22 protein-coding genes are annotated in these 24,736 nt (G+C 71.1%); 20 read left to right on the forward strand and 2 right to left on the reverse strand.

The annotated features are described in order from the left end of the window. Nucleotides 1–81 precede the first annotated feature (81 nt). Complete coding sequence (locus ACGFZK_RS22035; protein WP_393850574.1) at nucleotides 82–2,256, reverse strand: ATP-binding protein; 2,175 nt, start codon at nucleotides 2,254–2,256, stop codon at nucleotides 82–84. A gap of 147 nt (nucleotides 2,257–2,403) precedes the next feature. Between ACGFZK_RS22035 and ACGFZK_RS22040 the strand changes: the two genes are divergently transcribed. The 14 genes from ACGFZK_RS22040 to nusB all read left to right on the forward strand — a co-directional run bounded on the left by ACGFZK_RS22040 (nucleotide 2,404) and on the right by nusB (nucleotide 15,691). Then, nucleotides 2,404–2,847 carry a DUF948 domain-containing protein gene (locus ACGFZK_RS22040; RefSeq protein ID WP_393850575.1) on the forward strand — a complete coding sequence of 148 codons (444 nt, stop codon included), beginning with the start codon at nucleotides 2,404–2,406 and terminating at the stop codon, nucleotides 2,845–2,847. A gap of 8 nt (nucleotides 2,848–2,855) precedes the next feature. Continuing rightward, nucleotides 2,856–3,200: a DUF6167 family protein gene (locus ACGFZK_RS22045; protein ID WP_266389302.1), complete on the forward strand. Its 345-nt coding sequence runs from the start codon at nucleotides 2,856–2,858 to the stop codon at nucleotides 3,198–3,200. Continuing rightward, nucleotides 3,200–5,869: an alanine--tRNA ligase gene (gene alaS / locus ACGFZK_RS22050; RefSeq protein WP_393850576.1), complete on the forward strand. Its 2,670-nt coding sequence runs from the start codon at nucleotides 3,200–3,202 to the stop codon at nucleotides 5,867–5,869. The genes ACGFZK_RS22045 and alaS overlap by 1 nt, the downstream gene beginning before the upstream one ends. 2 nt (nucleotides 5,870–5,871) lie before the next feature. Continuing rightward, nucleotides 5,872–6,342: a Holliday junction resolvase RuvX gene (gene ruvX, locus ACGFZK_RS22055; protein WP_030387206.1), complete on the forward strand. Its 471-nt coding sequence runs from the start codon at nucleotides 5,872–5,874 to the stop codon at nucleotides 6,340–6,342. Nucleotides 6,343–6,470: 128 nt separating this feature from the next. Then, nucleotides 6,471–8,258, forward strand: a complete 1,788-nt coding sequence (gene mltG, locus ACGFZK_RS22060; protein WP_393850577.1) for an endolytic transglycosylase MltG — start codon at nucleotides 6,471–6,473, stop codon at nucleotides 8,256–8,258. 6 nt (nucleotides 8,259–8,264) lie between these two features. Continuing rightward, a complete protein-coding gene (locus ACGFZK_RS22065; protein ID WP_393850578.1) occupies nucleotides 8,265–9,092 on the forward strand; it encodes a shikimate dehydrogenase in 828 nt (275 codons plus the stop codon). A 213-nt stretch (nucleotides 9,093–9,305) separates the two neighbouring features. Continuing rightward, nucleotides 9,306–10,490 carry a chorismate synthase gene (aroC, locus tag ACGFZK_RS22070; protein ID WP_393850579.1) on the forward strand — a complete coding sequence of 395 codons (1,185 nt, stop codon included), beginning with the start codon at nucleotides 9,306–9,308 and terminating at the stop codon, nucleotides 10,488–10,490. Beyond that, complete coding sequence (locus tag ACGFZK_RS22075; protein ID WP_266389286.1) at nucleotides 10,487–11,005, forward strand: shikimate kinase; 519 nt, start codon at nucleotides 10,487–10,489, stop codon at nucleotides 11,003–11,005. Before aroC ends, ACGFZK_RS22075 begins: the two co-directional genes overlap by 4 nt. After that, nucleotides 11,002–12,093, forward strand: coding sequence for a 3-dehydroquinate synthase (aroB, locus tag ACGFZK_RS22080; protein ID WP_393850580.1), 1,092 nt, complete (start codon nucleotides 11,002–11,004; stop codon nucleotides 12,091–12,093). Before ACGFZK_RS22075 ends, aroB begins: the two co-directional genes overlap by 4 nt. Continuing rightward, on the forward strand, nucleotides 12,090–12,530 hold the full coding sequence (aroQ, locus tag ACGFZK_RS22085; RefSeq protein ID WP_052873988.1) for a type II 3-dehydroquinate dehydratase: 441 nt from the start codon (nucleotides 12,090–12,092) through the stop codon (nucleotides 12,528–12,530). The genes aroB and aroQ overlap by 4 nt, the downstream gene beginning before the upstream one ends. Before the next feature lie 92 nt (nucleotides 12,531–12,622). Beyond that, a complete protein-coding gene (locus ACGFZK_RS22090) occupies nucleotides 12,623–13,414 on the forward strand; it encodes an AAA family ATPase (RefSeq protein ID WP_393850581.1) in 792 nt (263 codons plus the stop codon). 105 nt (nucleotides 13,415–13,519) lie between these two features. Continuing rightward, nucleotides 13,520–14,626, forward strand: coding sequence for an aminopeptidase P family protein (locus ACGFZK_RS22095; protein ID WP_393850582.1), 1,107 nt, complete (start codon nucleotides 13,520–13,522; stop codon nucleotides 14,624–14,626). A gap of 60 nt (nucleotides 14,627–14,686) precedes the next feature. Then, nucleotides 14,687–15,253 carry an elongation factor P gene (gene efp, locus ACGFZK_RS22100; protein ID WP_393850583.1) on the forward strand — a complete coding sequence of 189 codons (567 nt, stop codon included), beginning with the start codon at nucleotides 14,687–14,689 and terminating at the stop codon, nucleotides 15,251–15,253. A gap of 3 nt (nucleotides 15,254–15,256) precedes the next feature. Then, complete coding sequence (gene nusB, locus ACGFZK_RS22105) at nucleotides 15,257–15,691, forward strand: transcription antitermination factor NusB (protein WP_393850584.1); 435 nt, start codon at nucleotides 15,257–15,259, stop codon at nucleotides 15,689–15,691. Between the two features lie 180 nt (nucleotides 15,692–15,871). On the opposite strand, the gene bldD is transcribed toward nusB, so the two are convergent. After that, nucleotides 15,872–16,372, reverse strand: a complete 501-nt coding sequence (gene bldD, locus ACGFZK_RS22110; RefSeq protein WP_030008755.1) for a transcriptional regulator BldD — start codon at nucleotides 16,370–16,372, stop codon at nucleotides 15,872–15,874. 287 nt (nucleotides 16,373–16,659) lie between these two features. Between bldD and pyrR the strand changes: the two genes are divergently transcribed. The 6 genes from pyrR (at nucleotide 16,660) to carB (ending at nucleotide 24,660) form a co-directional block, all read left to right on the forward strand. After that, complete coding sequence (pyrR, locus tag ACGFZK_RS22115; RefSeq protein ID WP_393850585.1) at nucleotides 16,660–17,235, forward strand: bifunctional pyr operon transcriptional regulator/uracil phosphoribosyltransferase PyrR; 576 nt, start codon at nucleotides 16,660–16,662, stop codon at nucleotides 17,233–17,235. 107 nt (nucleotides 17,236–17,342) lie between these two features. Then, nucleotides 17,343–18,323 carry an aspartate carbamoyltransferase catalytic subunit gene (locus ACGFZK_RS22120; protein ID WP_393850586.1) on the forward strand — a complete coding sequence of 327 codons (981 nt, stop codon included), beginning with the start codon at nucleotides 17,343–17,345 and terminating at the stop codon, nucleotides 18,321–18,323. 2 nt (nucleotides 18,324–18,325) lie between these two features. Beyond that, nucleotides 18,326–19,612, forward strand: a complete 1,287-nt coding sequence (locus ACGFZK_RS22125; RefSeq protein WP_393850587.1) for a dihydroorotase — start codon at nucleotides 18,326–18,328, stop codon at nucleotides 19,610–19,612. Continuing rightward, nucleotides 19,609–20,199, forward strand: coding sequence for a hypothetical protein (locus ACGFZK_RS22130; RefSeq protein ID WP_393850588.1), 591 nt, complete (start codon nucleotides 19,609–19,611; stop codon nucleotides 20,197–20,199). The genes ACGFZK_RS22125 and ACGFZK_RS22130 overlap by 4 nt, the downstream gene beginning before the upstream one ends. Beyond that, the gene (carA, locus tag ACGFZK_RS22135) at nucleotides 20,196–21,359 is read left to right on the forward strand and encodes a glutamine-hydrolyzing carbamoyl-phosphate synthase small subunit (protein ID WP_393850589.1); all 1,164 of its coding nucleotides are present in this window, start codon (nucleotides 20,196–20,198) and stop codon (nucleotides 21,357–21,359) included. Before ACGFZK_RS22130 ends, carA begins: the two co-directional genes overlap by 4 nt. Then, nucleotides 21,352–24,660 (forward strand): carbamoyl-phosphate synthase large subunit, encoded by a 3,309-nt coding sequence (carB, locus tag ACGFZK_RS22140; RefSeq protein ID WP_393850590.1) that lies wholly within the window; start codon nucleotides 21,352–21,354, stop codon nucleotides 24,658–24,660. The genes carA and carB overlap by 8 nt, the downstream gene beginning before the upstream one ends. Nucleotides 24,661–24,736 lie beyond the last annotated feature (76 nt).

Here is a 24,736-nt window from a genome sequence, read left to right on the forward strand (position 1 = left end):
CTAGTCTCACCGACTGGTCAGCCCGCCGTCCCCTCCGGGGGACGGCGGGTTTTCCGTTTCCCCGGCGGCCGGGCCACCGCGCTACGGCTGGTCCGCCGCCGTGCGGGTCGACGGCACCCGCGAGGCGCGCGGCCGGCCCGCCTGCCGGGGCACCCCGCCGCCACCGCGCTCCTCGGGACTGCTCAGCGCCCGCCCGACCAGCGCCTCACGGCTCAGCTCCCGCCCCTCGGCCTCGTACGCCGCGTAGCGCTCGGCGCCCAGCAGCTCGCAGGCCCGCTCCCGGCACTTCAACCGCGGGGCGTTGAAGTACCCCGAGCCGAACAGCTGCAGCCCCACCCCGCCCCACATCGGCTCCGCCGCGCCCTGGAGCACCGCGGCCTCGGCCGCATCCCCCTCCGCGACCGTGACCAGCGCGAGCAGCTCCAGCGCGAGCACCAGCCCGACCAGGTCGTGGAAGACGTGGTTGATCGCCACGCACTCGGTCAGCAGCCGCCGCGCCTCCTCCGTACGCCCCGCGTCGAGGGCCGCGTACGCGAGGACGTACAGGGCGTACGCCTTCGTCCAGCGCTCCCCGCGCTCCTCACAGATCTCCCGCACCTCACCGCACAGCGCCAGCGCGCCCGGCAGGTCACCGAGGAAGGCCAGCGCCATCCCCAGCTCCACCTGGCACATCAGCACGCTGCTGTTCAGCTCGCCGGCCGCCCGGTACTGCTCCAGCGCGGTGCCCAGCAGCTCCCGGGCCCGCGCCATGTCGTCCGAGACCAGGGCCAGACAGCCCATCCGGTGGACCGCGTAGGCCGACGCCACCGGGTTCCCGCTCTGCGCCGCCACGTCCCGGCACTCGTACAGCGCGCTCATCGAGGCCGCCGCGTCCCCCTGCAGGGCCGCGACGTAGCCCAGCACCCACAGGGCCTTCAGCCGCGAGCTCTCGTACTCCGACGCCGCCTGGTCCAGCGGCTCCAGGGCCCGGTCCAGCCAGTGCCGGCCCTCGGTCAGGCGCCCGCAGCCCGCCCAGTAGAACCACAGGGTCCCCGCCAGGTACTGGCCCAGGTGCGCCTCGTCCGGCTCGTCCAGGCAGCACTCCAGGGCGAGCCGGAGGTTCGCCAGCTCCGTCTCCACCAGCGCCGCCACCTCCTGCTGCCGGGCGCTGAACCAGTCCAGCTCGCACCACGTCGCCAGCCCCACGTACCAGTCCCGGTGGCGCCGCCGCAGCCGTCCGGCATCACCCAGCGACTGCAGCCAGCCCGCCCCGTACACCCGTACGGTCTCCAGCATCCGCAAGCGCACCCCGGCGGGCGTCTCCTCCCGGACCAGCAGGGACTGAGCCAGGAGCTCCCCGACCAGGTCCAGGACGTCCTCCACCGGCAGGTCCGGGCCCGCGCACACGTATTCGACGGCGTCGAGGTCGAAATGCCCCGCGAACACCGACAGCCGCGCCCACAGCAGCCGCTCCGCGGGCGTGCACAGCTCATGGCTCCAGCCGATGGCCGTACGCAGCGCCCGGTGCCGGGCGAGCCCGCCGCGCGCACCGCCCGTCAGCAGCGCGAAGCGGTCCTCCAGCCGGGCCAGCACCTGCGCGGGGGGCAGCGTCCGCAGCCGCGCCGCCGCCAGCTCCAGCGCGAGCGGGATCCCGTCGAGGCGGGCGCACAGCTCGACCAGCGCCGCCCGGTTCCCGGCAGTCACGGCGAAGGCGGGGTCGGCCGCGGACGCCCGCGCCACCAGCAGGTCCAGCGCCTCCTCCGGGGCGGGCGGGGCCAGCGGGAAGGTCAGCTCCCCGTCCAGGGCCAGCGGGCGCCGGCCCGCCGCGAGCACGCGCAGGCCCGGGCAGCGGCGCAGCAGGTCCCCCACCAGGTCGGCGCACTCGTCGACCAGCTGCTCGAAGCCGTCCAGGACCAGTAGCAGCCGGCGCCCGGTCAGGTGCTCGGCCAGGACGGTCCGGGGCGGCCGGGTGGTGTGGTCCGTCAGCTCCAGCGCCTCGGCGAGGGCCAGTTCCAGCAGCGCCGGATCCCGTACGGCGGCCAGCTCGGCCAGCCAGACCCCGTCGCAGTAGCGTTCCTGCGCTCCCTCGGCGGCGGCCCGGGCCGCCGCGAGCACGAGCCGGGACTTGCCCACCCCGCCCACGCCGGTCACCGTCACCAGCCGCGAGGACTCCAGGAGCCGCTCCAGCCCGGCTAGTTCGCCACCCCGCCCGACGAACCGGCTGAGCTCCGAGGGAAGATTGCCCCAGGCGGCACTTGGAAGGGGTCTCTGTCGCATGGGACACGGAGGGTACTGGTCCGGATGCGCTGCGTTCAAGGCGGGCCCCGTCCTCCCCCAATTCCGGTACGGCCGGGGATCTCCGGCGCGATAGGGTCGGAGGGCGAATAGTCCTGCACTTCAGGAACAGACAGAGAGCGGTGTGACGTGTCCGGTGTAGAGGTGGCCGGGATCATCGTGGCCGTCTTCTGGGCCATCCTGACCTCCTTCCTGGCCGTGGCCCTGGTGAGGCTGGCCCAGGTGCTCAGGGCGACCACCAAGCTGGTGGCCGACGTGACCGACCAGGCCGTCCCGCTGCTGGCCGAGGCCTCCACCACCGTCCGCTCCGCGCGCACCCAGCTCGACCGGGTCGACGCGATCGCGAGCGACGTCCAGGAGGTCACCTCCAACGCCTCCGCACTGTCCTCCACCGTGGCCACCGCCTTCGGCGGGCCGCTGGTGAAGGTCGCGGCCTTCGGCTACGGCGTCCGCAAGGCGCTGGGCAAGGGGGATGCCGCGACGTCGGGCGGCACCCCGCCGAAGGCATCCCGACGAACCGTGATCGTTGGCCGTACGGTGCCGGCCGCCCGGCGCCGGAAGCAGAAGGGCTGAGACCGCCGATGTTCCGCCGAGCCTTCTGGTTCACCGCAGGCGCAGCCGCCGGCGTGTGGGCCACCACCAAGGTCAACCGCCAGCTCAAGAAGCTGACGCCGGAGAGTCTCGCCGCCCAGGCGGCCGACAAGGCCGTGGAGGCGGGACACCGCCTCAAGGACTTCGCCCTCGACGTCAAAGCGGGAATGACGCAGCGCGAGGACGAGCTGAACGACGCACTGGGGCTCCACCAGGACCCCGACCGGCCCGACAACGTCACCGCCCTGCCCGGGCCGCGGCGGCTGCGGGCCATCGAGAACACCAAGACCACCTACCGCCCCAAGTTTTCGTACGACCGGAATGAGGACCACTGATGGAGTCGGCTGAAATTCGCCGCCGCTGGCTGAGCTTCTTCGAGGAGCGCGGTCACGCCGTTGTCCCTTCGGCGTCGCTCATCGCGGACGACCCGACTCTGCTGCTGGTCAACGCGGGCATGGTCCCCTTCAAGCCGTACTTCCTCGGCGAGACCAAGCCCCCGGCCCCCCGCGCCACCAGCGTGCAGAAGTGCGTCCGTACGCCGGACATCGAAGAGGTCGGCAAGACCACCCGCCACGGCACGTTCTTCCAGATGTGCGGCAACTTCTCCTTCGGGGACTACTTCAAGGAAGGCGCCATCACGTACGCCTGGGAGCTGCTCACCAGCTCCGTGGCGGACGGCGGCTACGGCCTCGAGCCGGAGAAGCTCTGGATCACCGTCTACCTCGACGACGACGAGGCCGAGCAGATCTGGCGCGAGAAGATCGGCGTCCCGGCCGAGCGCATCCAGCGCCTGGGCAAGAAGGACAACTTCTGGTCCATGGGCGTCCCGGGTCCCTGCGGCCCGTGCTCGGAGATCAACTACGACCGCGGCCCGGAGTTCGGCGTCGAGGGCGGCCCGGCCGTCAACGACGAGCGCTACGTGGAGATCTGGAACCTGGTCTTCATGCAGTACGAGCGCGGCGCCGGCGACGGGAAGGAAGACTTCCCGATCCTCGGCGACCTGCCGTCGAAGAACATCGACACCGGTCTCGGCCTCGAACGCCTCGCGATGATCCTGCAGGGCGTGCAGAACATGTACGAGACCGACACCCTGCGCGTGGTCATGGACAAGGCCACCGAGCTGACCGGCGTGCAGTACGGCGCCGCCCAGGGCACCGACGTGTCGATGCGCGTGGTCGCCGACCACATCCGCACCTCCGTGATGCTCATCGGCGACGGCGTGACCCCCGGCAACGAGGGCCGCGGCTACGTGCTGCGCCGCATCATGCGCCGCGCCATCCGCAACATGCGCCTCATGGGCGCGACCGGTCCCGTCGTCCAGGACCTCGTCGACGTCGTGATCAACACGATGGGCCGGCAGTACCCGGAGCTCGCCACCGACCGCAAGCGCATCGAGACCGTCGCGCTCGCCGAGGAGGCCGCCTTCCTCAAGGCCGTCAAGGGCGGCACCAACATCCTCGACACCGCCGTGACGGAGACCAAGGCCGCCGGCGGCACGGTCCTCTCCGGCGACAAGGCCTTCCTGCTCCACGACACCTGGGGCTTCCCGATCGACCTCACCCTCGAGATGGCCGCCGAGCAGGGCCTCTCCGTGGACGAGCCGGGTTTCCGCCGCCTGATGCAGGAGCAGCGAGACCGGGCCAAGGCCGACGCCAAGGCCAAGAAGACCGGCCACGCGGACATGTCCGCCTACCGGGAGATCGCCGACGGCTCCGGCGCCACCGAGTTCACCGGCTACGCCACCACCCAGGGCGAGTCCACCATCGTCGGCCTGCTGGTCAACGGCGTCTCCGCGCCCGCCGCCTCCGAGGGCGACGAGGTCGAGGTCGTCCTCGACCGCACCCCCTTCTACGCCGAGGGCGGCGGCCAGCTCGCCGACCAGGGCCGCATCAAGCTCGATTCGGGCGCCGTCATCGTCGTCCGCGACGTGCAGCAGCCCGTCCCGGGCGTCTCCGTGCACAAGGGCTCCGTCCAGGTCGGCGAGGTGACGGTGGGCGCCTCCGCGTACGCCGCCATCGACATCCACCGCCGCCGGGCCATCGCCCGCGCCCACTCGGCCACGCACCTGACCCACCAGGCGCTGCGCGACGCCCTCGGCCCGACGGCCGCCCAGGCCGGCTCCGAGAACAGCCCCGGCCGCTTCCGCTTCGACTTCGGTTCCCCGAACGCCGTCCCCGGCACGGTCCTCACCGACGTCGAGCAGAAGATCAACGACGTGCTCTCCCGCGAGCTCGACGTCACCGCCGAGATCATGAGCATCGACGAGGCGAAGAAGCAGGGCGCCATCGCCGAGTTCGGCGAGAAGTACGGCGAGCGCGTCCGTGTCGTCACCATCGGCGACTTCTCCAAGGAGCTGTGCGGCGGTACGCACGTCGGCAACACCTCCCAGCTGGGTCTGGTGAAGCTGCTCGGCGAGTCCTCCATCGGCTCCGGCGTGCGCCGTGTCGAGGCCCTGGTGGGTGTGGACGCGTACAACTTCCTCGCCAAGGAGCACACGGTCGTCGCCCAGCTCCAGGAGCTGGTCAAGGGCCGTCCGGAGGAGCTGCCGGAGAAGATCGCCTCCATGCTCGGCAAGCTGAAGGACGCCGAGAAGGAGATCGAGAAGTTCCGCGCGGAGAAGGTCCTCCAGGCCGCCGCCGGTCTTGCCGAGAACGCCCAGGACATCCGTGGCGTCGCCCTCGTCGTCGGCCAGGTGCCGGACGGTACCGGCGCCGACGACCTGCGCAAGCTGGTCCTGGACGTCCGCGGCCGCATCCAGGGTGACCGCCCGGTCGTCGTGGCCCTGTTCACCGTGGCCGGTGGCCGCCCGCTGACCGTCATCGCCACCAACGAGGCCGCCCGCGAGCGCGGCCTCAAGGCCGGCGACCTGGTCCGCGCCGCCGCCAAGACCCTCGGTGGCGGCGGTGGCGGAAAGCCGGACGTGGCCCAGGGCGGAGGCCAGAACGCGGCCGCCGTCCCGGAGGCCATCAGCGCCGTCGAGCGCCTCGTCGTCGAGACGGTCTGACGATGACTCTGCGCCGTGGCCGCCGGCTCGCCATCGACGTCGGTGACGCCCGTATCGGGGTCGCCTCGTGCGACCCCGACGGGGTGCTGGCCACACCGGTGGAAACCGTTCCGGGCCGGGACATCCCCTTCGCCCACCGGCGGCTGCGGCAGCTCGTCGAGGAGTACGAGCCCCTCGAAGTCGTGGTCGGCCTCCCCCGCTCGCTCAGCGGGCGGGAGGGGCCGGCCGCGGCCAAGGTGCGCGTCTTCGCGAACGAACTGGCGAAGGGCATCAAGCCGGTGACGGTCCGTCTGGTGGACGAGCGGATGACCACGGTCACCGCCGCCCAGGGACTGCGGGCCTCCGGAAAGAACGCGAAGAAGGGCCGGTCGGTCATCGACCAGGCAGCCGCTGTGGTGATCCTTCAGAACGCTCTTGAGACCGAACGGGTATCAGGTAATCCGCCCGGTGAGTGCGTCGAAGTGGTTGTCTGATCGCGATACGGTAACGTTCCGCGCGATGAGACGGCATTCGAACAGCCGTCGCCCACCGTCAAAGAGACGGACCCGGGTGCCACGGATGACGGAGTCCGTGGCCTCCGTCTCGCGGCTCTAGGGGACCGATGACTGAGTACGGCCGGGGCCAGGGCCCCGAACCCTGGCACCCCGAGGACCCCCTCTACGGGGACCAGGGGTGGACCGGGCACCAGACCCAGCAGGGTCAGGTGCCTTACGCCGGTGCCCCGCAACAGGAGTACCCGCAGGAGCCGCAGTACCAGCAGCAGTACCCCCAGCATCCGCAGTACCAGGAGTACCCGGAGTACCAGCAGCAGGCGTACGCGCCGCAGCAGTACCCGCAGGGGCAGTACCCGCAGCAGCAGGAGCCGCAGCACCAGCAGCAGTACGCGCCGCAGCAGTACGCCGAGCAGCAGCAGGGCTATGCCCCGCAGCAGCAGGCGCAGCAGCCCCAGCAGCCCCAGCAACCCCAGCCCCAGCAGCCGGTGTACGACAGCCAGGGCTGGGACACCGGACAGGGCCAGTACGCGGGCGCCGTGCAGACCGACCCGTACGCGGGCGTGGACCCCTACACCCGGCAGCCCGTGGCGGGCTACCCCGGCGAGGCCCCCGACCTCTACAGCACGGAAGACGCCTACGCGCCGCCGCAGCCCCCGGGCCGGCGTCACCTGGAGCCGGAACCCGTGGAGGAGGAGCCGGAGAGCGGCCTTCCCACCGCGGGCGGTGGCCGTGACGGTGACGACGACGGCGACGGCGACGAGCCCGGTGACGGCCGCCGGGGCGGCCGCTCCAAGGGCGGCAAGCCCAAGAAGCGCAGCGGCATGGCCTGCCTGATCGCCGCGGTCGTCATCCTCGGCGTGGTCGGCGGTGGAGGCTACTACGGCTACAACTACATCAAGGCCAGGTTCAGCTCGGCCGAGGACTTCGCGGGCGAGGGCACCGGCGACATCGTCGAGGTCGAGATCCCCAAGGGCTCGGGCCTCCTGCAGATGGGCCTGATCCTCAAGAAGGCGGGCGTCGTCGCCAGCGGGCAGGCGTTCGCCGACGCCGCGGCCAAGCTCCCTCCGGGCAAGGCCATCCAGGCCGGTGTCTACCCGCTCAGGAAGAAGATGTCGGCCGCGTCCGCGGTCGAGGTGATGAGCGATCCCTCGAAGCTGAACGTCATCACCGTCACCGAAGGCATGCGCAACACCGCGGTGTACGCGGCGATCGACAAGAAGCTGGGCCAGCAGGAGGGCACCACCGCGGACCTCGCCAAGCGAGAGGCCAAGAACCTCGGCCTGCCGGCCTGGGCGAACAACAACCCGAAGCTCATCGACCCGCTCGAGGGCTTCCTGTACCCGGCGCGCTACGACCTCAGCAAGGACAGCACCCCCGACTCCCTGCTCAAGCAGATGGTCAAGAACGCGACCGACAAGTACGCGGAGCTGGGCATCGAGGGCAAGGCCAAGGAACTGGGCCTGGAGAATCCGCTCCAGGTGGTCACGGTCGCCAGCCTCGTCAACGCCGAGGGCAAGAACCACGACGACTTCCGGAAGATGGCCGAGGTGGTCTACAACCGCCTCAAGAAGACCAACGACGTCACGAACCAGAAGCTCCAGTTCGACTCGACGTACAACTACGTCAAGAACCAGAGCGAGATCAACTTCAACCTGAAGGAAGCCCAGGCCTTCGACAACCCCTACAACACGCACTTCGTCAGGGGACTCCCCACCGGTCCGATCAACAACCCGGGCCTGGACGCGCTGACCGCTACGCTCAACCCGGACCACGGCGGCTGGATGTTCTTCGTGTCGGTCGACGGCAACACGACGACCTTCACCAAGACCTACGAAGAGCACACGAAGCTGGCCAACGAGTTCCAGGAACGGCAGAAGCAGAAGAACGGCGGATAGCAGTACATGTCACGCACAAGGGCCGCGGTGTTGGGTTCGCCCATCGAGCACTCCCTCTCACCGGTGCTGCACCGCGCCGCCTATCGGGAGCTCGGCCTCGACGACTGGTCGTACGACCGCTTCGAGATCGACGAGGCCGCGCTCCCGGGGTTCGTGGCAGGCCTCGGCCCCGAGTGGGCCGGGCTGTCGCTGACCATGCCGCTGAAGCGGGCGATCATCCCGCTGCTGGACGGCATCAGTGACACGGCCGCCTCCGTCGAGGCGGTCAACACGGTCGTCCTCACCGCGGACGGCCGTCGCCTCGGCGACAACACCGACATCCCCGGCATCGTCGCCGCGCTCCACGAGCGCGGCATCGAGAAGGTGCCGTCCGCCGCCATCCTGGGCGCCGGCGCCACCGCCTCCTCGGCGCTCGCCGCGCTCTCGCGGATCTGCACCGGGGAGGTCACGGCGTACGTCCGCTCGCGGGTCCGCGCCGACGAGATGCGGCAGTGGGGCGAGCGGCTCGGCGTCGCCGTCCGCACGGCCGACTGGTCCGAGGCGGCCGGGGCGCTGGCCGCGCCGCTGGTGATCGCCACGACGCCCGCGGGTACGACCGACGCCCTGGCCGCGTCCGTACCCGAGGGTGCGGGCACCCTCTTCGACGTCCTCTACGACCCTTGGCCGACGGCGCTGGCCGCGTCCTGGTCCCGGCAGGGCGGCACGGTCATCGGCGGCCTGGACCTCCTGGTCCACCAGGCCGTGCTCCAGGTCGAACAGATGACGGGGCGTCCGAACGCGCCGCTCGCCGTGATGCGGCAGGCGGGCCTCGCGGCCCTCTCGTCGGCCCACTGAGCTAGCCGCGCCCTCGTCCCGCCCGGATGGATCTTGCGGCATGTCAGGGGCCCGTCCCTGCTGAATTCGGCCGGGTACTTGACAGAACCGCCGTCCGACAGCTGGACCGGGAGTGGTGCACCGGCCCGGACGTGGGAGGATCGGGGCAGGCGGGTCAGGGCCGCGCACCCGATCGCGCCGTCGCTGTAGCAGGCGCGAGCATGAGGAGCATCGTTGAGCAGGTTGCGTTGGCTGACCGCCGGGGAGTCCCACGGACCGGCACTGGTGGCGACGCTGGAGGGACTTCCCGCCGGCGTTCCGGTCACCACCGAGCTGGTGGCCGACCACTTGGCCCGGCGCCGGCTCGGCTACGGCCGCGGTGCCCGGATGAAGTTCGAGCAGGACGAGATCACCTTCCTGGGAGGCGTGCGGCACGGACTGTCGCTGGGTTCCCCCGTGGCCGTCATGGTCGGCAACAGCGAGTGGCCCAAGTGGGAGACGGTCATGTCGGCCGACCCCGTCGACCCCTCGCTGCTCAAGGACACCGGCCGCAACGCGCCGCTGACCCGTCCGCGGCCCGGCCACGCCGACCTCGCCGGCATGCAGAAGTACGGCTTCGACGAGGCCCGGCCGATCCTGGAGCGCGCCAGCGCCCGGGAGACGGCCGCCCGCGTCGCCCTCGGCGCGATCGCCCGGTCCTTCCTCAAGGAGGTCGCCGGCATCGAGATCGTCTCGCACGTGGTGGAACTGGCCGCGGCCAAGGCCCCGTACGGCGTCTACCCGACCCCCGCCGACGTCGACAAGCTCGACGCCGACCCGGTGCGCTGCCTCGACGCCGATGCGTCGAAGGCGATGGTCGCCGAGATCGACCAGGCCCACAAGGACGGCGACACCCTCGGCGGCGTCGTCGAGGTGCTGGCGTACGGGGTCCCGGTCGGCCTCGGCTCGCACGTCCACTGGGACCGTCGTCTCGACGCCCGCCTCGCCGCCGCCCTCATGGGCATCCAGGCCATCAAGGGGGTCGAGGTCGGCGACGGCTTCGAGCTCGCCCGCGTGCCCGGCTCGAAGGCGCACGACGAGATCGTGTCCACCCCCGAGGGCCTCAAGCGCACCTCCGGCCGCGCCGGTGGCACCGAGGGCGGTCTGACCACCGGCGAACTGCTGCGCGTACGGGCCGCGATGAAGCCCATCGCGACCGTCCCGCGCGCGCTCGCCACCGTCGACGTGGCCACCGGTGAGGCGACGGTGGCCCACCACCAGCGCTCCGACGTGTGCGCCGTGCCGGCCGCCGGCATCGTCGCCGAGGCCATGGTCGCCCTCGTACTGGCCGACGCGGTCGTCGAGAAGTTCGGCGGTGACTCCGTCCCGGAGACCCGCCGCAACGTGCGGTCCTACCTCGACAACCTGCAGATCCGGTGACGGCCGGACCACTGGTCGTCCTCGTCGGCCCCATGGGATCCGGCAAGTCCACGGTGGGGGCGCTGCTCGCCGAGCGGCTCGGCGTCCCCTACCGGGACACGGACGCGGACATCGTCGCGGCCCAGGGCCGCGAGATCTCCGACATCTTCGTCGACGAGGGCGAGCCGTACTTCCGTGACCTGGAGCGGCAGGCGGTCGCCGCCGCCGTCGCCGGGCACACCGGAGTCCTCGCCCTCGGCGGCGGCGCCGTCCTCGACGAGGGCACCCGCGCCCTGCTGGCCGGCCTGCCCGTCGCCTACCTGTCGATGGACGTCGAGGAAGCCGTACGGCGCGTGGGCCTCGGCGCCGCGCGTCCGCTGCTCGCCGTCAACCCGCGCCGCCAGTGGCGCGAGCTGATGGACGCCCGGCGCCCCCTGTACACCGAAGTCGCGCGCGTCGTGGTGGCCACCGACGACCGCACCCCCGAAGAGGTCGCCCAGGCGGTCCTCGACGCTCTGGAGTTGAAGGACGTATGACAGACCAGGTGACGCGGATCCACGTCGGCGCGAGCGCCGGACACGACGCGTACGACGTGCTGGTCGGGCGGCAGCTGCTCGGCGAGCTCGGCTCCCTGATCGGTACGAGGGCCCAGCGGGTCGCCGTGATCCACCCCGAGGCGCTGGCCTCGACCGGTGAGGCGCTGCGCGACGACCTGGCCGCGCAGGGCTACGAGGCGGTCGCCATCCAGGTGCCGAACGCCGAGGAGGCCAAGACGGTCGAGGTGGCCGCCTACTGCTGGAAGGCCCTCGGCCAGTCCGGATTCACCCGCACCGACGTGATCGTCGGCGTCGGCGGCGGAGCCACCACCGACCTCGCGGGTTTCGTCGCGGCCAGCTGGCTGCGCGGGGTGCGCTGGGTCGCCGTACCGACCACCGTCCTCGCGATGGTGGACGCGGCGGTCGGCGGCAAGACCGGCATCAACACCGCCGAGGGCAAGAACCTCGTGGGCGCCTTCCACCCGCCGGCCGGTGTGCTGTGCGACCTGGCTGCGCTGGACTCGCTGCCGGTCAACGACTACGTCAGCGGCCTCGCCGAGATCATCAAGGCCGGTTTCATCGCCGACCCGGTGATCCTCGACCTGATCGAGGCGGACCCGGCGGCGGCCCGTACGCCCGAGGGCCCGCACACCGCCGAGCTCATCGTGCGCTCCATCCAGGTCAAGGCCGACGTGGTCTCCAGCGACCTCAAGGAGTCGGGACTCCGCGAGATCCTCAACTACGGCCACACCCTCGCGCACGCCATCGAGAAGAACGAGCGCTACAAGTGGCGGCACGGCGCGGCCGTGTCCGTCGGCATGGTCTTCGCCGCCGAGCTCGGCCGGCTCGCGGGCCGCCTCGACGACGCGACGGCCGACCGGCACCGGGAGGTCCTGGCCGCAGTCGGCCTGCCGCTGACCTACCGCGGCGACCAGTGGCCCAAGCTGCTCCAGACCATGCAGCTCGACAAGAAGTCCCGCGGCAACCTGCTGCGCTTCATCGTCCTCGACGGACTGGCCAAGCCGACCGTCCTGGAGGGTCCCGACCCGGCGCACCTGATCGCCGCCTACGGCGAGGTCTCGGCGTGAGCCGCCCCGTCCTCGTGCTGAACGGCCCGAACCTGGGCCGGCTCGGCTCGCGCGAGCCCGACGTGTACGGGGCCACCTCGTACACGGGCCTGGTGGAGAGCTGCCGTTCGCTGGGGGAGGAGCTCGGCTTCGACGTCGAGGTCCGCGAGACCAACGACGAAGGCGAGCTGATCCGCTGGCTGCACGAGGCGGCGGACGGGAAGATCCCCGTGGTCATCAACCCGGGAGCCTTCACCCACTACTCGTACGGCATGCGGGACGCGGCCGCGCAGCGCACGGCGCCGCTGATCGAGGTGCACATCTCGAACCCGTACGCCCGCGAGGAGTTCCGCCACACCTCCGTCATCGCCGCCGTGGCGACCGGGACGGTGGCGGGCTTCGGCATCGGTTCGTACCGGCTGGCACTGCGCGCACTGGCGGACGAGATCTCCGCCTGACACGCTGCCTGACGGTGCTGGTGGACGGCCGGGCCCCGGCAGTCATATAACGTTCTCGCATCAGTCGCCGGAACGAGACGGAGTGGCAGCGGATGCAGCACGGAGTGGGGGGTGGGGGCGCGGGCTGGGGGCAGCCGGGGCCGCGTCCGGAGGCGCCCCCGCAGCCGCCGATACCCCCGGCGCAGGGCTGGCCGGGTTCGCCCCCGGCACAGTCTCAGCAGCAGCCACCCCACCAGTCCCACCAGCAGCATCAGTCGTATCCGGTGCCGGCCGTGCCGGAGGCCACCGGGCACATCCCGCTGCCGCCCGCCGTACCGGGCACCGGCGGGGCCGTCCTCGCCGTGCTGCTCATCGGTCCGGCCGGCGCCGGGAAGACCACGGTCGCCCGGCACTGGGCCAGCACCCGGCCCGTAGCGACCGCCCACGTGAGCCTGGACGACGTCCGCGAGTGGGTCTGCTCCGGCTTCGCGGACCCGCAGGCGGGCTGGAACGAGCACTCCGAGGCCCAGTACCGGCTCGCCCGCCGCACCTGCGGCTTCGCCGCCCGCAACTACCTGGCGAACGGCATCTCCTGCATCCTGGACGACGCCGTCTTCCCCGACCGGCCCGTGGTCGGTCTGGGCGGCTGGAAGCGGCACGTGGGCCCCACCCTCCTGCCGGTGGTCCTCCTGCCCGGCCTGGAGATCGTCCTGGAGCGCAACGCGGCCCGCTCCGGCAACCGCCGGCTCTCCGACGAGGAAGTCGCGCGGATCCACGGCCGGATGGCCGGCTGGTACGGCTCCGGCCTGCCGATCATCGACAACTCCCACCTCGACGTCGAAGGCACCGCCCGCGCCCTCGACGAGGCCCTGGCCCGCGCCCTGGCCGCCCCCGGCGGCTGGTAGGAGCCCGAGGCCGGTGCCCGCCGCCCTGGGCGGTGCCCGCCGGGCCAGGCCCGTCCGGACGCGCTCGCCGGGCCGGATCCGCGGGGCGCTCGTACGCTCGAAGACATGTCAGACGTGTACGCCGCCCGCCGGGGCCTGCTTCGCGACCGATGCGCCGCCGCGGGGAACGCCGCCGCACTGATCACGCGTCCGGCGAACGTCCGCTACCTCTCCGGGGCGTCCCCGCTCGGCGCGGTGCTGCTCGTCGGCCCCACCGAGGACATGCTGTTCTGCGTCGGCGCGCCCACCGGCGAGGCCGACGAGGGCCGCCTCGACGAGCACCTGGACTTCTCCGTCCTGGGCAGCCCCGGCGGGGACCCGGCCGTCGCGGCCGCCGACCTGGCCGCCTCCGTACGGGCCGACTCGCTCGCCGTGGAGGAACACCACCTCACCGTCGCCCGGCACCGGGCCCTGCGCTCCGTGGCGCCCAAGCTGCGCCTCGCCGACCTCGGCACCGCCGTGGAACAGCAGCGCCTCGTCAAGGACGAGGAAGAGATCGCCTGCCTGCGGATCGCCGCCGAGATCGCCGACCAGGCCCTCGGCGAGCTGCTGGAGTCCATCCTCGTCGGGCGTACCGAGCGGCACCTCGCCCTGGAGCTGGAGCGGCGGCTCGTCGACCACGGGGCGGACGGCCCCGCCTTCCCGACCTCGGTCGGCACCGGCCCCCACTCCGGCCACTCCCGGCACCGGCCCTCCGACCGCAGGGTCGAGGAGGGTGACTTCCTCACGGTCTGCCTGGGCGCCAACTACCGCGGCTACCGGTGCGAGATCGGCCGGACCTTCGTGATCGGGACCAGCCCGGCCGACTGGCAGATCGAGCTGTACGACCTGGTCTTCACCGCCCAGCGGGCCGGGCGCGAGGCCTTGTTGCCCGGAGCCGCGTACCGGGACGTGGATCATGCCGCACGTTCCGTCCTGGACTCCGCAGGGCACGCGGAGGCCCTCGCTCCGTGGACCGGACACGGTGTGGGGCTCGAAATCGACGAGGACCCGCAGCTTGCACCTACGGCAATGGGTAAACTGGACGCTTGCGTGCCGGTCACCGTCGAACCGGGGGTTCACCTCCCGGGCCGGGGAGGTGTCCGGATCGATGACACGCTCGTCGTACGCCCCGAGGCGGACGGCGGTCCCGAGCTACTCACCATTACGACCAAGGAGCTGCTCGCGCTCTAGCCCGCACTTGCCGGGCTGTGCGCGCACCCGTGGTCTTCCAGTGCAGGAGATTCCGCAACCGTGGCTTCCACGAACGACCTCAAGAACGGCATGGTGCTGAAGCTCGACGGGGGCCAGCTCTGGTCCGTCGTCGAGTTCCAGCACGTCAAGCCCGGCAAGGGCCCGGCCTTCGTGCGTACCAAGCTGAAGAGCGTGATGTCCGGCAAGGTCGTCGACAAGACGTTCAACGCCGGCACGAAGGTCGAGACGGCCACCATCGACCGCCGTGACATGCAGTTCTCGTACATGGACGGCGAGTACTTCGTCTTCATGGACATGAGCACCTTCGAGCAGCTGATGGTGGACAAGAAGGCTGTCGGCGACGCCGCCAACTTCCTGATCGAGGGCTTCACCGCCTCCGTCGCCCAGCACGAGGGCGAGGTGCTCTACGTCGAGCTCCCGGCCGCGGTCGAGCTCAAGATCGAGCACACCGACCCGGGCGTCCAGGGCGACCGCTCCACCGGTGGCACCAAGCCCGCCACCCTGGAGACCGGCTACGAGATCCAGGTCCCGCTCTTCGTCACCACCGGCGAGACGGTCAAGGTCGACACCCGCACCAGCGACTACCTCGGCCGGAAGAGCAACTAACCCGTGGCTGCTCGGAGCAATGCGCGCAAGCGCGCCTTCCAGATCCTTTTCGAGGCCGACCAGCGCGGGGTGCCCGTGCGCGAGGTCCTCGCGGACTGGATCCGCCACGCGCGGTCGGACGACCGGCAGCCGCCGGTCAGCGCCTTCACGATGGATCTCGTCGAGGGTTACGCCGACAAGGTGGACCGCATCGACGACCTGATCGTCACCTACGCCGTGGACTGGGAGCTCGACCGCATGCCGGTCGTCGACCGGAACATCCTGCGGCTCGGTGCCTACGAGCTGATCTGGGTGGACGACACCCCGGACGCCGTGGCCATCGACGAGGCCGTCCAGCTGGCCAAGGAGTTCTCGACGGACGAGTCGCCCTCGTTCGTGAACGGGCTGCTGGCCCGCTTCAAGGACCTGAAGCCGAACCTGCGGCGCAGCGAGAGCTGACCGCACGGCCCGGCGCCGGCGCCGCCCCTACGGAAGGGCCCGCAACGTACGCGTTGCGGGCCCTTCCGTACGTGCGCGCACGGCACCGGGGCGCGGGGACGAAAAAAACCGGTGGGTGCCGGACCCTTGCGGGGTCCGGCACCCACCGGTAAACGTTTCTGCTGGTCTGGAACCCGAGACTCAGAGTTCCTCGTGCGCCACCGCGCGACGGGCGTCCGCGTCCAGCACGCCCCAGCTGATCAGCTGCTCGGTCAGCACCGAGGGGGACTGGTCGTAGATGACCGCCAGGGTGCGCAGGTCGTCCTGGCGGATCGACAGCACCTTGCCGTTGTAGTCGCCGCGCTGGCTCTGGATCGTCGCCGCGTAGCGCTGCAGCGGACCGGCCTTCTCGGCGGGGACGCCCGCCAGGCGCTCCAGGTCGAGACGCAGCTTCGGCGGCGGCTCGGCCGCTCCACCGGGAGTCGTGCCCGGCAGCAGTTCCTGCACCGGAACCCCGTAGAAGTCCGCCAGCTCGGCGAGACGCTGGACGGTCACGGCGCGGTCCCCGCGCTCGTACGAACCGACCACTACGGCCTTCCACCGGCCCTGGGACTTCTCCTCGACACCGTGGAGGGAAAGGCCCTGCTGGGTGCGGATGGCGCGGAGCTTGGCCCCGAGCTGTTTGGCGTATTCGCTGGACATAACGCTCCCGGACGCTGTGACGCTGTGACTGTGGACACTGCGACTACATAACTACGTGCGGCTCCGCCGCGCGGGCTGGTAACTCACTGTGAGGTTACGCAGCGTTACTTGGATGCGTCAAGCCGAATGGTCTTCGTCGCCCCCCGGGGGGCCACTCCCAGGAGGCCTCTGAGAGCCCATCCGTACCGGCCCGGTCCGAGCCACCGGCCGCTGCCTGGTACCGTGTGAGGCGTACATCAGACGTCCTTTAAGGTCCGTCCCGTGAGGCGGAGAAGGAGGTCCTTTTCATGGACACCCAGCAGAACGGCGATTCCACGCGCCCCGTGCTCGAGGCGCAGGACATCGCGCGGGTACTGACCCGCATCGCCCACGAGATCGTCGAACGCGCCAAGGGCGCCGACGACGTGGTGCTCCTCGGCATTCCCACCCGCGGTGTCTACCTCGCCCGCCGGCTGGCCGCCAAGCTCGAAGAGATCACCGGTACGAAGATCCCGGTCGGCTCCCTCGACATCACCATGTACCGCGACGACCTGCGGATGAAGCCCGCCCGCGCGATCGGGCGCACCGAAATCCCCGGTGACGACCTCGACGGCCGCCTCGTCGTCCTCGTCGACGACGTGCTCTTCTCCGGCCGCACCATCCGCGCCGCCCTCGACGCACTCGGCGACCTCGGCCGCCCCCGCGCCGTGCAGCTCGCGGTCCTCGTCGACCGGGGCCACCGCGAACTGCCGATCCGCGCCGACTACGTCGGCAAGAACCTCCCCACGTCGCTGCGGGAGACCGTCAAGGTCCAGCTCCAGGAGGAGGACGGCCGTGACGCCGTACTGCTCGGCCAGCGGACCGCCCAGGCAGCAGGGCAGTAGCCCATACGAGTGACGGGCCCCGATCGGGCCCGCGCCGAGGCCTGCCCTGCCCGCTCGCACCTCCGCCCGTCAGTCCGCCTGCCCTCCCGACCTACGGAGCCATCCAGATGAAGCGCCACCTCATCTCGGCCGCCGACCTCACGCGCGACGACGCCGTCCTGATCCTCGACACCGCCGAGGAGATGGCCCGCGTCGCGGACCGGCCGATCAAGAAGCTGCCCACCCTGCGCGGCCTCACCGTCGTCAACCTCTTCTTCGAGGACTCGACCCGCACCCGGATCTCCTTCGAGGCGGCCGCCAAGCGGCTCTCGGCCGACGTCATCAACTTCTCCGCAAAGGGTTCGTCCGTTTCCAAGGGCGAATCCCTGAAGGACACCGCGCTGACCCTGGAGGCCATGGGCGCCGACGCGGTCGTCATCCGCCACCACGCCTCCGGCGCCCCCTACCGGCTCGCGACCTCCGGCTGGATCGACTCCGCCGTCGTCAACGCCGGCGACGGCACCCACGAGCACCCCACCCAGGCCCTGCTGGACGCCTTCACCATGCGCCGCCGCCTGGTCGGCCGCGACGCCGGCCTCGGCAAGGACCTGAACGGCCGCCGGATCACCATCGTCGGCGACATCCTGCACAGCCGCGTGGCCCGCTCCAACGTCCACCTGCTGCACACCCTCGGCGCCCAGGTCACCCTGGTGGCACCGCCCACGCTCGTCCCGATCGGCGTCGAGTCCTGGCCGTGCGAGGTCTCGTACAGCCTCGACGACGTGCTGCCGAAGTCCGATGCGGTGATGATGCTGCGTGTGCAGCGCGAACGCATGAACGCCGCCTTCTTCCCGACCGAGCGCGAGTACTCCCGCCGGTACGGGCTCGACGGCGACCGCATGGCGAAGATGCCCGAGCACGCCATCGTGATGCACCCCGGCCCGATGAACCGCGGCATGGAGATCACCGCCCAGGTCGCCGACTCCGACCGCTGCACGGCCGTCGAGCAGGTCGCCAACGGCGTCTCCACCCGGATGGCCGTCCTGTACCTGCTGCTCGGAGGCTCCGAGCCCGCCGTCACCACCGCCCGTACCGAGGAGAGCAAGTAACCATGAGCAAGATCCTTATCCGTGGCGCGAAGGTACTCGGCGGCGAGGCGCAGGACGTCCTGATCGACGGCGAGACCATCGCGGAGGTCGGCCGGAACCTCTCCGCCGAGGGCGCGACCGTCATCGAGGCCGAGGGCCAGATCCTCCTCCCCGGCCTCGTCGACCTGCACACCCACCTGCGCGAGCCCGGCCGCGAGGACTCCGAGACCGTCCTCACCGGCACCCGCGCCGCCGCCTCCGGTGGCTACACCGCAGTCTTCGCCATGGCGAACACCTTCCCGGTCGCCGACACCGCCGGCGTCGTCGAGCAGGTCTGGCGCCTGGGCAAGGAGTCCGGCTACTGCGACGTGCAGCCCATCGGCGCCGTCACCGTCGGCCTGGAGGGCAAGCAGCTCTCCGAGCTGGGCGCCATGCACGAGTCCGCCGCCCGCGTCACCGTCTTCTCCGACGACGGCAAGTGCGTGGACGACGCCGTGATCATGCGCCGCGCCCTGGAGTACGTGAAGGCCTTCGGCGGCGTCGTCGCCCAGCACGCCCAGGAGCCCCGCCTCACCGAGGGCGCCCAGATGAACGAGGGCGTCGTCTCCGCGGAGCTCGGTCTCGGCGGCTGGCCGGCCGTCGCCGAGGAGTCGATCATCGCCCGCGACGTCCTGCTCGCCGAGCACGTCGGCTCCCGCGTCCACATCTGCCACCTCTCCACCGCCGGCTCCGTCGAGATCGTCCGCTGGGCCAAGTCCCGCGGCATCGACGTCACCGCCGAGGTCACCCCGCACCACCTCCTCCTCACCGAGGAGCTCGTGCGCTCGTACAACGCGGTCTACAAGGTGAACCCGCCGCTGCGCACCGAGCGCGACGTGCTGGCCCTGCGCGAGGCGCTCGCCGACGGCACGATCGACATCGTCGCCACCGACCACGCCCCGCACCCGCACGAGGACAAGGACTGCGAGTGGGCCGCCGCCGCCATGGGCATGGTCGGCCTGGAGACCGCACTCTCCGTCGTCCAGCAGACGATGGTCGAGACCGGACTGCTCGACTGGGCCGGCGTCGCCGAGCGGATGTCCTTCGCCCCGGCGCGCATCGGCAGCCTGGAGAACCACGGCCGTCCCGTCTCGGCAGGTGAACCCGCGAACCTGACCTTGGTCGATACCTCGTACCGTGGTGTCGTGGACCCCGCACACTTCGCCTCCCGCAGCCGCAACACGCCTTACGAGGGCCGTGAGCTGCCGGGGCGCGTCACTCATACCTTCCTGCGGGGCCGGGCAACGGTCGTGGACGGGAAACTGGCGTGACACCTGCAGTAATCCAACTGGCCGCCGAGGCCGCCGAACGACAGTCGGCGGAGGTGACCAGCTTCGGCGCCCGCATCGCATGGGTGATCGGCCTGGCCGTCTTCATCGCGTTCGTGTACTGGCTGATGCGGCAGGGCTGGAAATGGCGCGGCGCCCTGCAGAACGACCTGCCGGAGCTGCCCGCCGCCCCCGACGGTCTGCCCGCCCACCGGCTGGCCCTGACCGGCCGGTACCACGGGTCCACCACGGCCGGGCAGTGGCTCGACCGGATCGTCGCCCACGGTCTGGGCGTCCGCAGCCGGGTCGAGCTCACGCTCACCGACGTGGGCCTCGACGTGGTCCGACCGGGGGCCACCGATTTCTTCGTACCGGCCGACCAGCTGCGCGGCGCCCGCCTCGACAAGGGAATCGCGGGCAAGGTACTCACCGAGGGCGGTCTGCTCGTCGTCACATGGGCGCACGGCGACAAGCTGATCGACTCCGGATTCCGCTCCGACCGCGCGGCCGAACACGCCGCCTGGGTCGAGGGCATCAGCACGCTGACAACACAGAACTCATCCATCACGACGGAAGGCGCCGAACGATGACGACCTCCACCAGGGGAGCAGCCAAAGCTCCCGCCGTACTCGTCCTGGAGGACGGTCGGATCTTCCGCGGCCGCGCCTACGGCGCTGTGGGGGAGACCTTCGGCGAGGCCGTGTTCTCCACCGGCATGACCGGCTACCAGGAGACCCTCACCGACCCGTCGTACCACCGGCAGGTCGTCGTGATGACCGCCCCGCACGTGGGCAACACCGGCGTCAACGACGAGGACCCCGAATCCTCCCGCATCTGGGTGGCCGGCTACGTCGTACGCGACCCCGCCCGCGTCCCCTCCAACTGGCGCTCCCGGCGCTCGCTGGACGAGGAGCTGGTCAAGCAGGGCGTCGTCGGGATCTCCGGCATCGACACCCGCGCCCTGACCCGCCACCTGCGCGAGCGCGGCGCCATGCGCGTCGGCATCTTCTCGGGCGAGGCCTGGGTGGGCATCCGCGACGAGGCGCTGCTGGCCAAGGTCCAGTCGCAGCCGCAGATGAAGGGCGCGAACCTCTCCGCCGAGGTCGCAACCAAGGAGGCGTACGTCGTCCCCGCGATCGGCGAGAAGCGCTTCACCGTCGCCGCCGTCGACCTCGGCATCAAGGGCATGACCCCGCACCGGATGGCCGAGCGCGGCATCGAGGTCCACGTGCTGCCCGCGACCGCCACCGTCGAGGACGTGTACGCCGTCAACCCGGACGGCGTGTTCTTCTCCAACGGCCCGGGCGACCCGGCCACCGCCGACCACGCGGTCTCCGTCATGCAGGGCGTGCTCGCCCGCAAGACCCCGCTCTTCGGCATCTGCTTCGGCAACCAGATCCTGGGCCGCGCGCTCGGCTTCGGCACCTACAAGCTGAAGTACGGCCACCGCGGCATCAACCAGCCGGTGCAGGACCGCACCACCGGCAAGGTCGAGATCACCGCGCACAACCACGGCTTCGCCGTCGATGCGCCCCTCGACAAGGTCTCCGACACGGCCTACGGCCGCGCCGAGGTCTCCCACGTCTGCCTGAACGACCAGGTCGTCGAAGGCCTCCAGCTGCTCGACCAGCCGGCCTTCAGCGTCCAGTACCACCCCGAGGCGGCTGCCGGCCCGCACGACGCCGCGTACCTCTTCGACCGCTTCACGTCTTTGATGGAAACCGCCCTGATGGAGGCCGAGCGTGCCTAAGCGCACCGATATCCAGTCCGTCCTGGTCATCGGCTCCGGCCCGATCGTCATCGGACAGGCCGCCGAGTTCGACTACTCCGGCACCCAGGCCTGCCGCATCCTCAAGGCCGAGGGCCTGCGGGTCATCCTGGTCAACTCCAACCCCGCGACGATCATGACCGACCCGGAGATCGCCGACGCCACGTACGTCGAGCCGATCACCCCCGAGTTCGTCGAGAAGATCATCGCGAAGGAGCGCCCCGACGCGCTCCTGCCGACCCTCGGCGGCCAGACCGCGCTCAACACCGCCATCTCCATGCACGAGCAGGGTGTGCTGGAGAAGTACGGCGTCGAGCTCATCGGCGCCAACGTCGAGGCCATCAACAAGGGCGAGGACCGCGAGCTCTTCAAGGGCGTCGTCGAAGCCGTCAAGGCCAAGATCGGCTACGGCGAGTCCGCCCGCTCGGTCATCTGCCACTCGATGGACGACGTCATCAAGGGCGTCGACACCCTCGGCGGCTACCCCGTCGTCGTGCGCCCCTCCTTCACCATGGGCGGCGCCGGCTCCGGCTTCGCCCACGACGAGGACGAGCTGCGCCGCATCGCCGGCCAGGGCCTCACGCTCTCCCCGACCACCGAGGTGCTCCTGGAGGAGTCCATCCTCGGCTGGAAGGAGTACGAGCTGGAGCTGATGCGCGACACCAAGGACAACGTGGTCGTCGTCTGCTCCATCGAGAACTTCGACCCGATGGGCGTCCACACCGGTGACTCGATCACCGTCGCCCCGGCGATGACGCTCACCGACCGCGAGTACCAGCGGCTGCGCGACATCGGCATCGCGATCATCCGCGAGGTCGGCGTCGACACCGGCGGCTGCAACATCCAGTTCGCGATCGACCCGGTCGACGGCCGCGTCATCGTCATCGAGATGAACCCGCGCGTCTCGCGCTCCTCGGCGCTCGCGTCGAAGGCCACCGGCTTCCCGATCGCCAAGATCGCCGCCAAGCTGGCCATCGGCTACACGCTCGACGAGGTCCCCAACGACATCACCGAGAAGACCCCGGCCTCCTTCGAGCCGTCCCTCGACTACGTCGTCGTCAAGGCCCCGCGCTTCGCCTTCGAGAAGTTCCCGCTGGCCGACGCCACCCTCACCACCACCATGAAGTCGGTCGGCGAGGCCATGGCCATCGGCCGCAACTTCACCGAGGCCCTCCAGAAGGCCCTGCGCTCCCTGGAGAAGAAGGGCTCGCAGTTCACCTTCGTCGGCCCCACCGGCGACAAGGACGAGCTGCTGCGCACCGCGGTCCGCCCGACCGACGGCCGCATCAACACCGTCATGCAAGCCATCCGCGCCGGCGCCACCCAGGAAGAGGTCTTCGAGTCCACGAAGATCGACCCCTGGTTCGTCGACCAGCTCTTCCTCATCAAGGAGATCGCGGACGACCTGGCAGCCGCCGAGAAGCTCCAGCCCGAGCTGCTCGCCGAGGCCAAGCGCCACGGCTTCTCCGACGCCCAGATCGCCGAGATCCGCGGCCTGCGCGAGGACGTCGTCCGCGAGGTCCGCCACGCCCTCGGCGTCCGCCCGGTCTACAAGACGGTCGACACCTGCGCCGCCGAGTTCGCCGCGAAGACCCCGTACTTCTACTCCTCGTACGACGAGGAGTCCGAGGTCGCGCCCCGCACCAAGCCCGCGGTGATCATCCTGGGCTCCGGCCCGAACCGCATCGGCCAGGGCATCGAGTTCGACTACTCCTGCGTCCACGCCTCCTTCGCCCTCAGCGACGCCGGCTACGAGACCGTGATGGTCAACTGCAACCCGGAGACCGTCTCCACCGACTACGACACCTCCGACCGCCTGTACTTCGAGCCGCTGACGCTCGAGGACGTGCTGGAGATCGTCCACGCGGAGTCGCTGGCCGGCCCCATCGCCGGTGTCATCGTCCAGCTCGGCGGCCAGACCCCCCTCGGTCTCGCCCAGGCGCTCAAGGACAACGGCGTGCCGGTCGTCGGCACCTCCCCGGAGGCCATCCACGCCGCCGAGGACCGCGGCGCCTTCGGCCAGGTCCTCGCCGAGGCGGGCCTCCCGGCCCCCAAGCACGGCACCGCCACCACCTTCACGGGTGCGAAGGCCATCGCCGACGAGATCGGCTACCCGGTCCTGGTGCGCCCGTCCTACGTGCTCGGCGGCCGCGGCATGGAGATCGTCTACGACGAGGCCCGCCTCGAGTCGTACATCGCCGAGTCCACCGAGATCTCCCCGACCCGCCCCGTGCTGGTCGACCGCTTCCTCGACGACGCCATCGAGATCGACGTGGACGCCCTCTACGACGGCCACGAGCTCTACCTCGGCGGCGTCATGGAGCACATCGAGGAGGCCGGCATCCACTCCGGCGACTCGGCCTGCGCCCTGCCCCCGATCACCCTCGGCGGCTACGACATCAAGCGCCTGCGCGCCTCCACCGAGGCCATCGCCAAGGGCGTAGGCGTCCGCGGCCTGATCAACATCCAGTTCGCGATGGCCGGGGACATCCTCTACGTCCTGGAGGCCAACCCGCGCGCCTCCCGGACCGTCCCCTTCACCTCGAAGGCCACCGCCGTCCCGCTCGCCAAGGCCGCCGCCCGCATCTCGCTCGGCACCACCATCGCCGAGCTCCGTGCCGAGGGCCTGCTGCCGAAGACCGGCGACGGCGGCACCCTGCCGATCGACGCGCCGATCTCCGTCAAGGAGGCCGTCATGCCGTGGTCGCGCTTCCGCGACATCCACGGCCGCGGCGTGGACACCGTCCTCGGCCCCGAGATGCGCTCCACCGGCGAGGTCATGGGCATCGACGCCGTCTTCGGCACGGCCTACGCCAAGTCGCAGGCCGGCGCCTACGGACCGCTGCCCACCAAGGGACGCGCCTTCATCTCCGTGGCCAACCGCGACAAGCGCTCGATGATCTTCCCGGCGCGCGAGCTCGTCGCGCACGGCTTCGAGCTGATGGCCACCTCCGGCACCGCCGAGGTGCTGCGCCGCAACGGCATCAACGCCACCGTGGTGCGCAAGCTCAGCGAGGGCGAGGGCCCGAACGGCGAGAAGACCATCGTCCAGCTGATCCACGACGGCCAGGTCGACCTGATCGTCAACACCCCGTACGGCACCGGCGGCCGCCTCGACGGCTACGAGATCCGCACGGCGGCCGTGGCCCGCAGCGTCCCCTGCCTCACCACGGTCCAGGCGCTGGCCGCCGCCGTCCAGGGCATCGACGCGCTCAACCGCGGCGACGTGGGCGTGCGCTCCCTCCAGGAGCACGCGGAGCACCTGACCGCAGCCCGCGCCTGACGCAGGCCCGTACAGCCCGGACACGGGGAGGGGGACACCGGTTTCACGACGGGTGTCCCCCTCTTCACGAGCGCAG

It is taken from the genome of Streptomyces sp. NPDC048257 (assembly GCF_043201855.1).
In the GTDB taxonomy this organism is placed as follows: Bacteria; Actinomycetota; Actinomycetes; order Streptomycetales; family Streptomycetaceae; genus Streptomyces.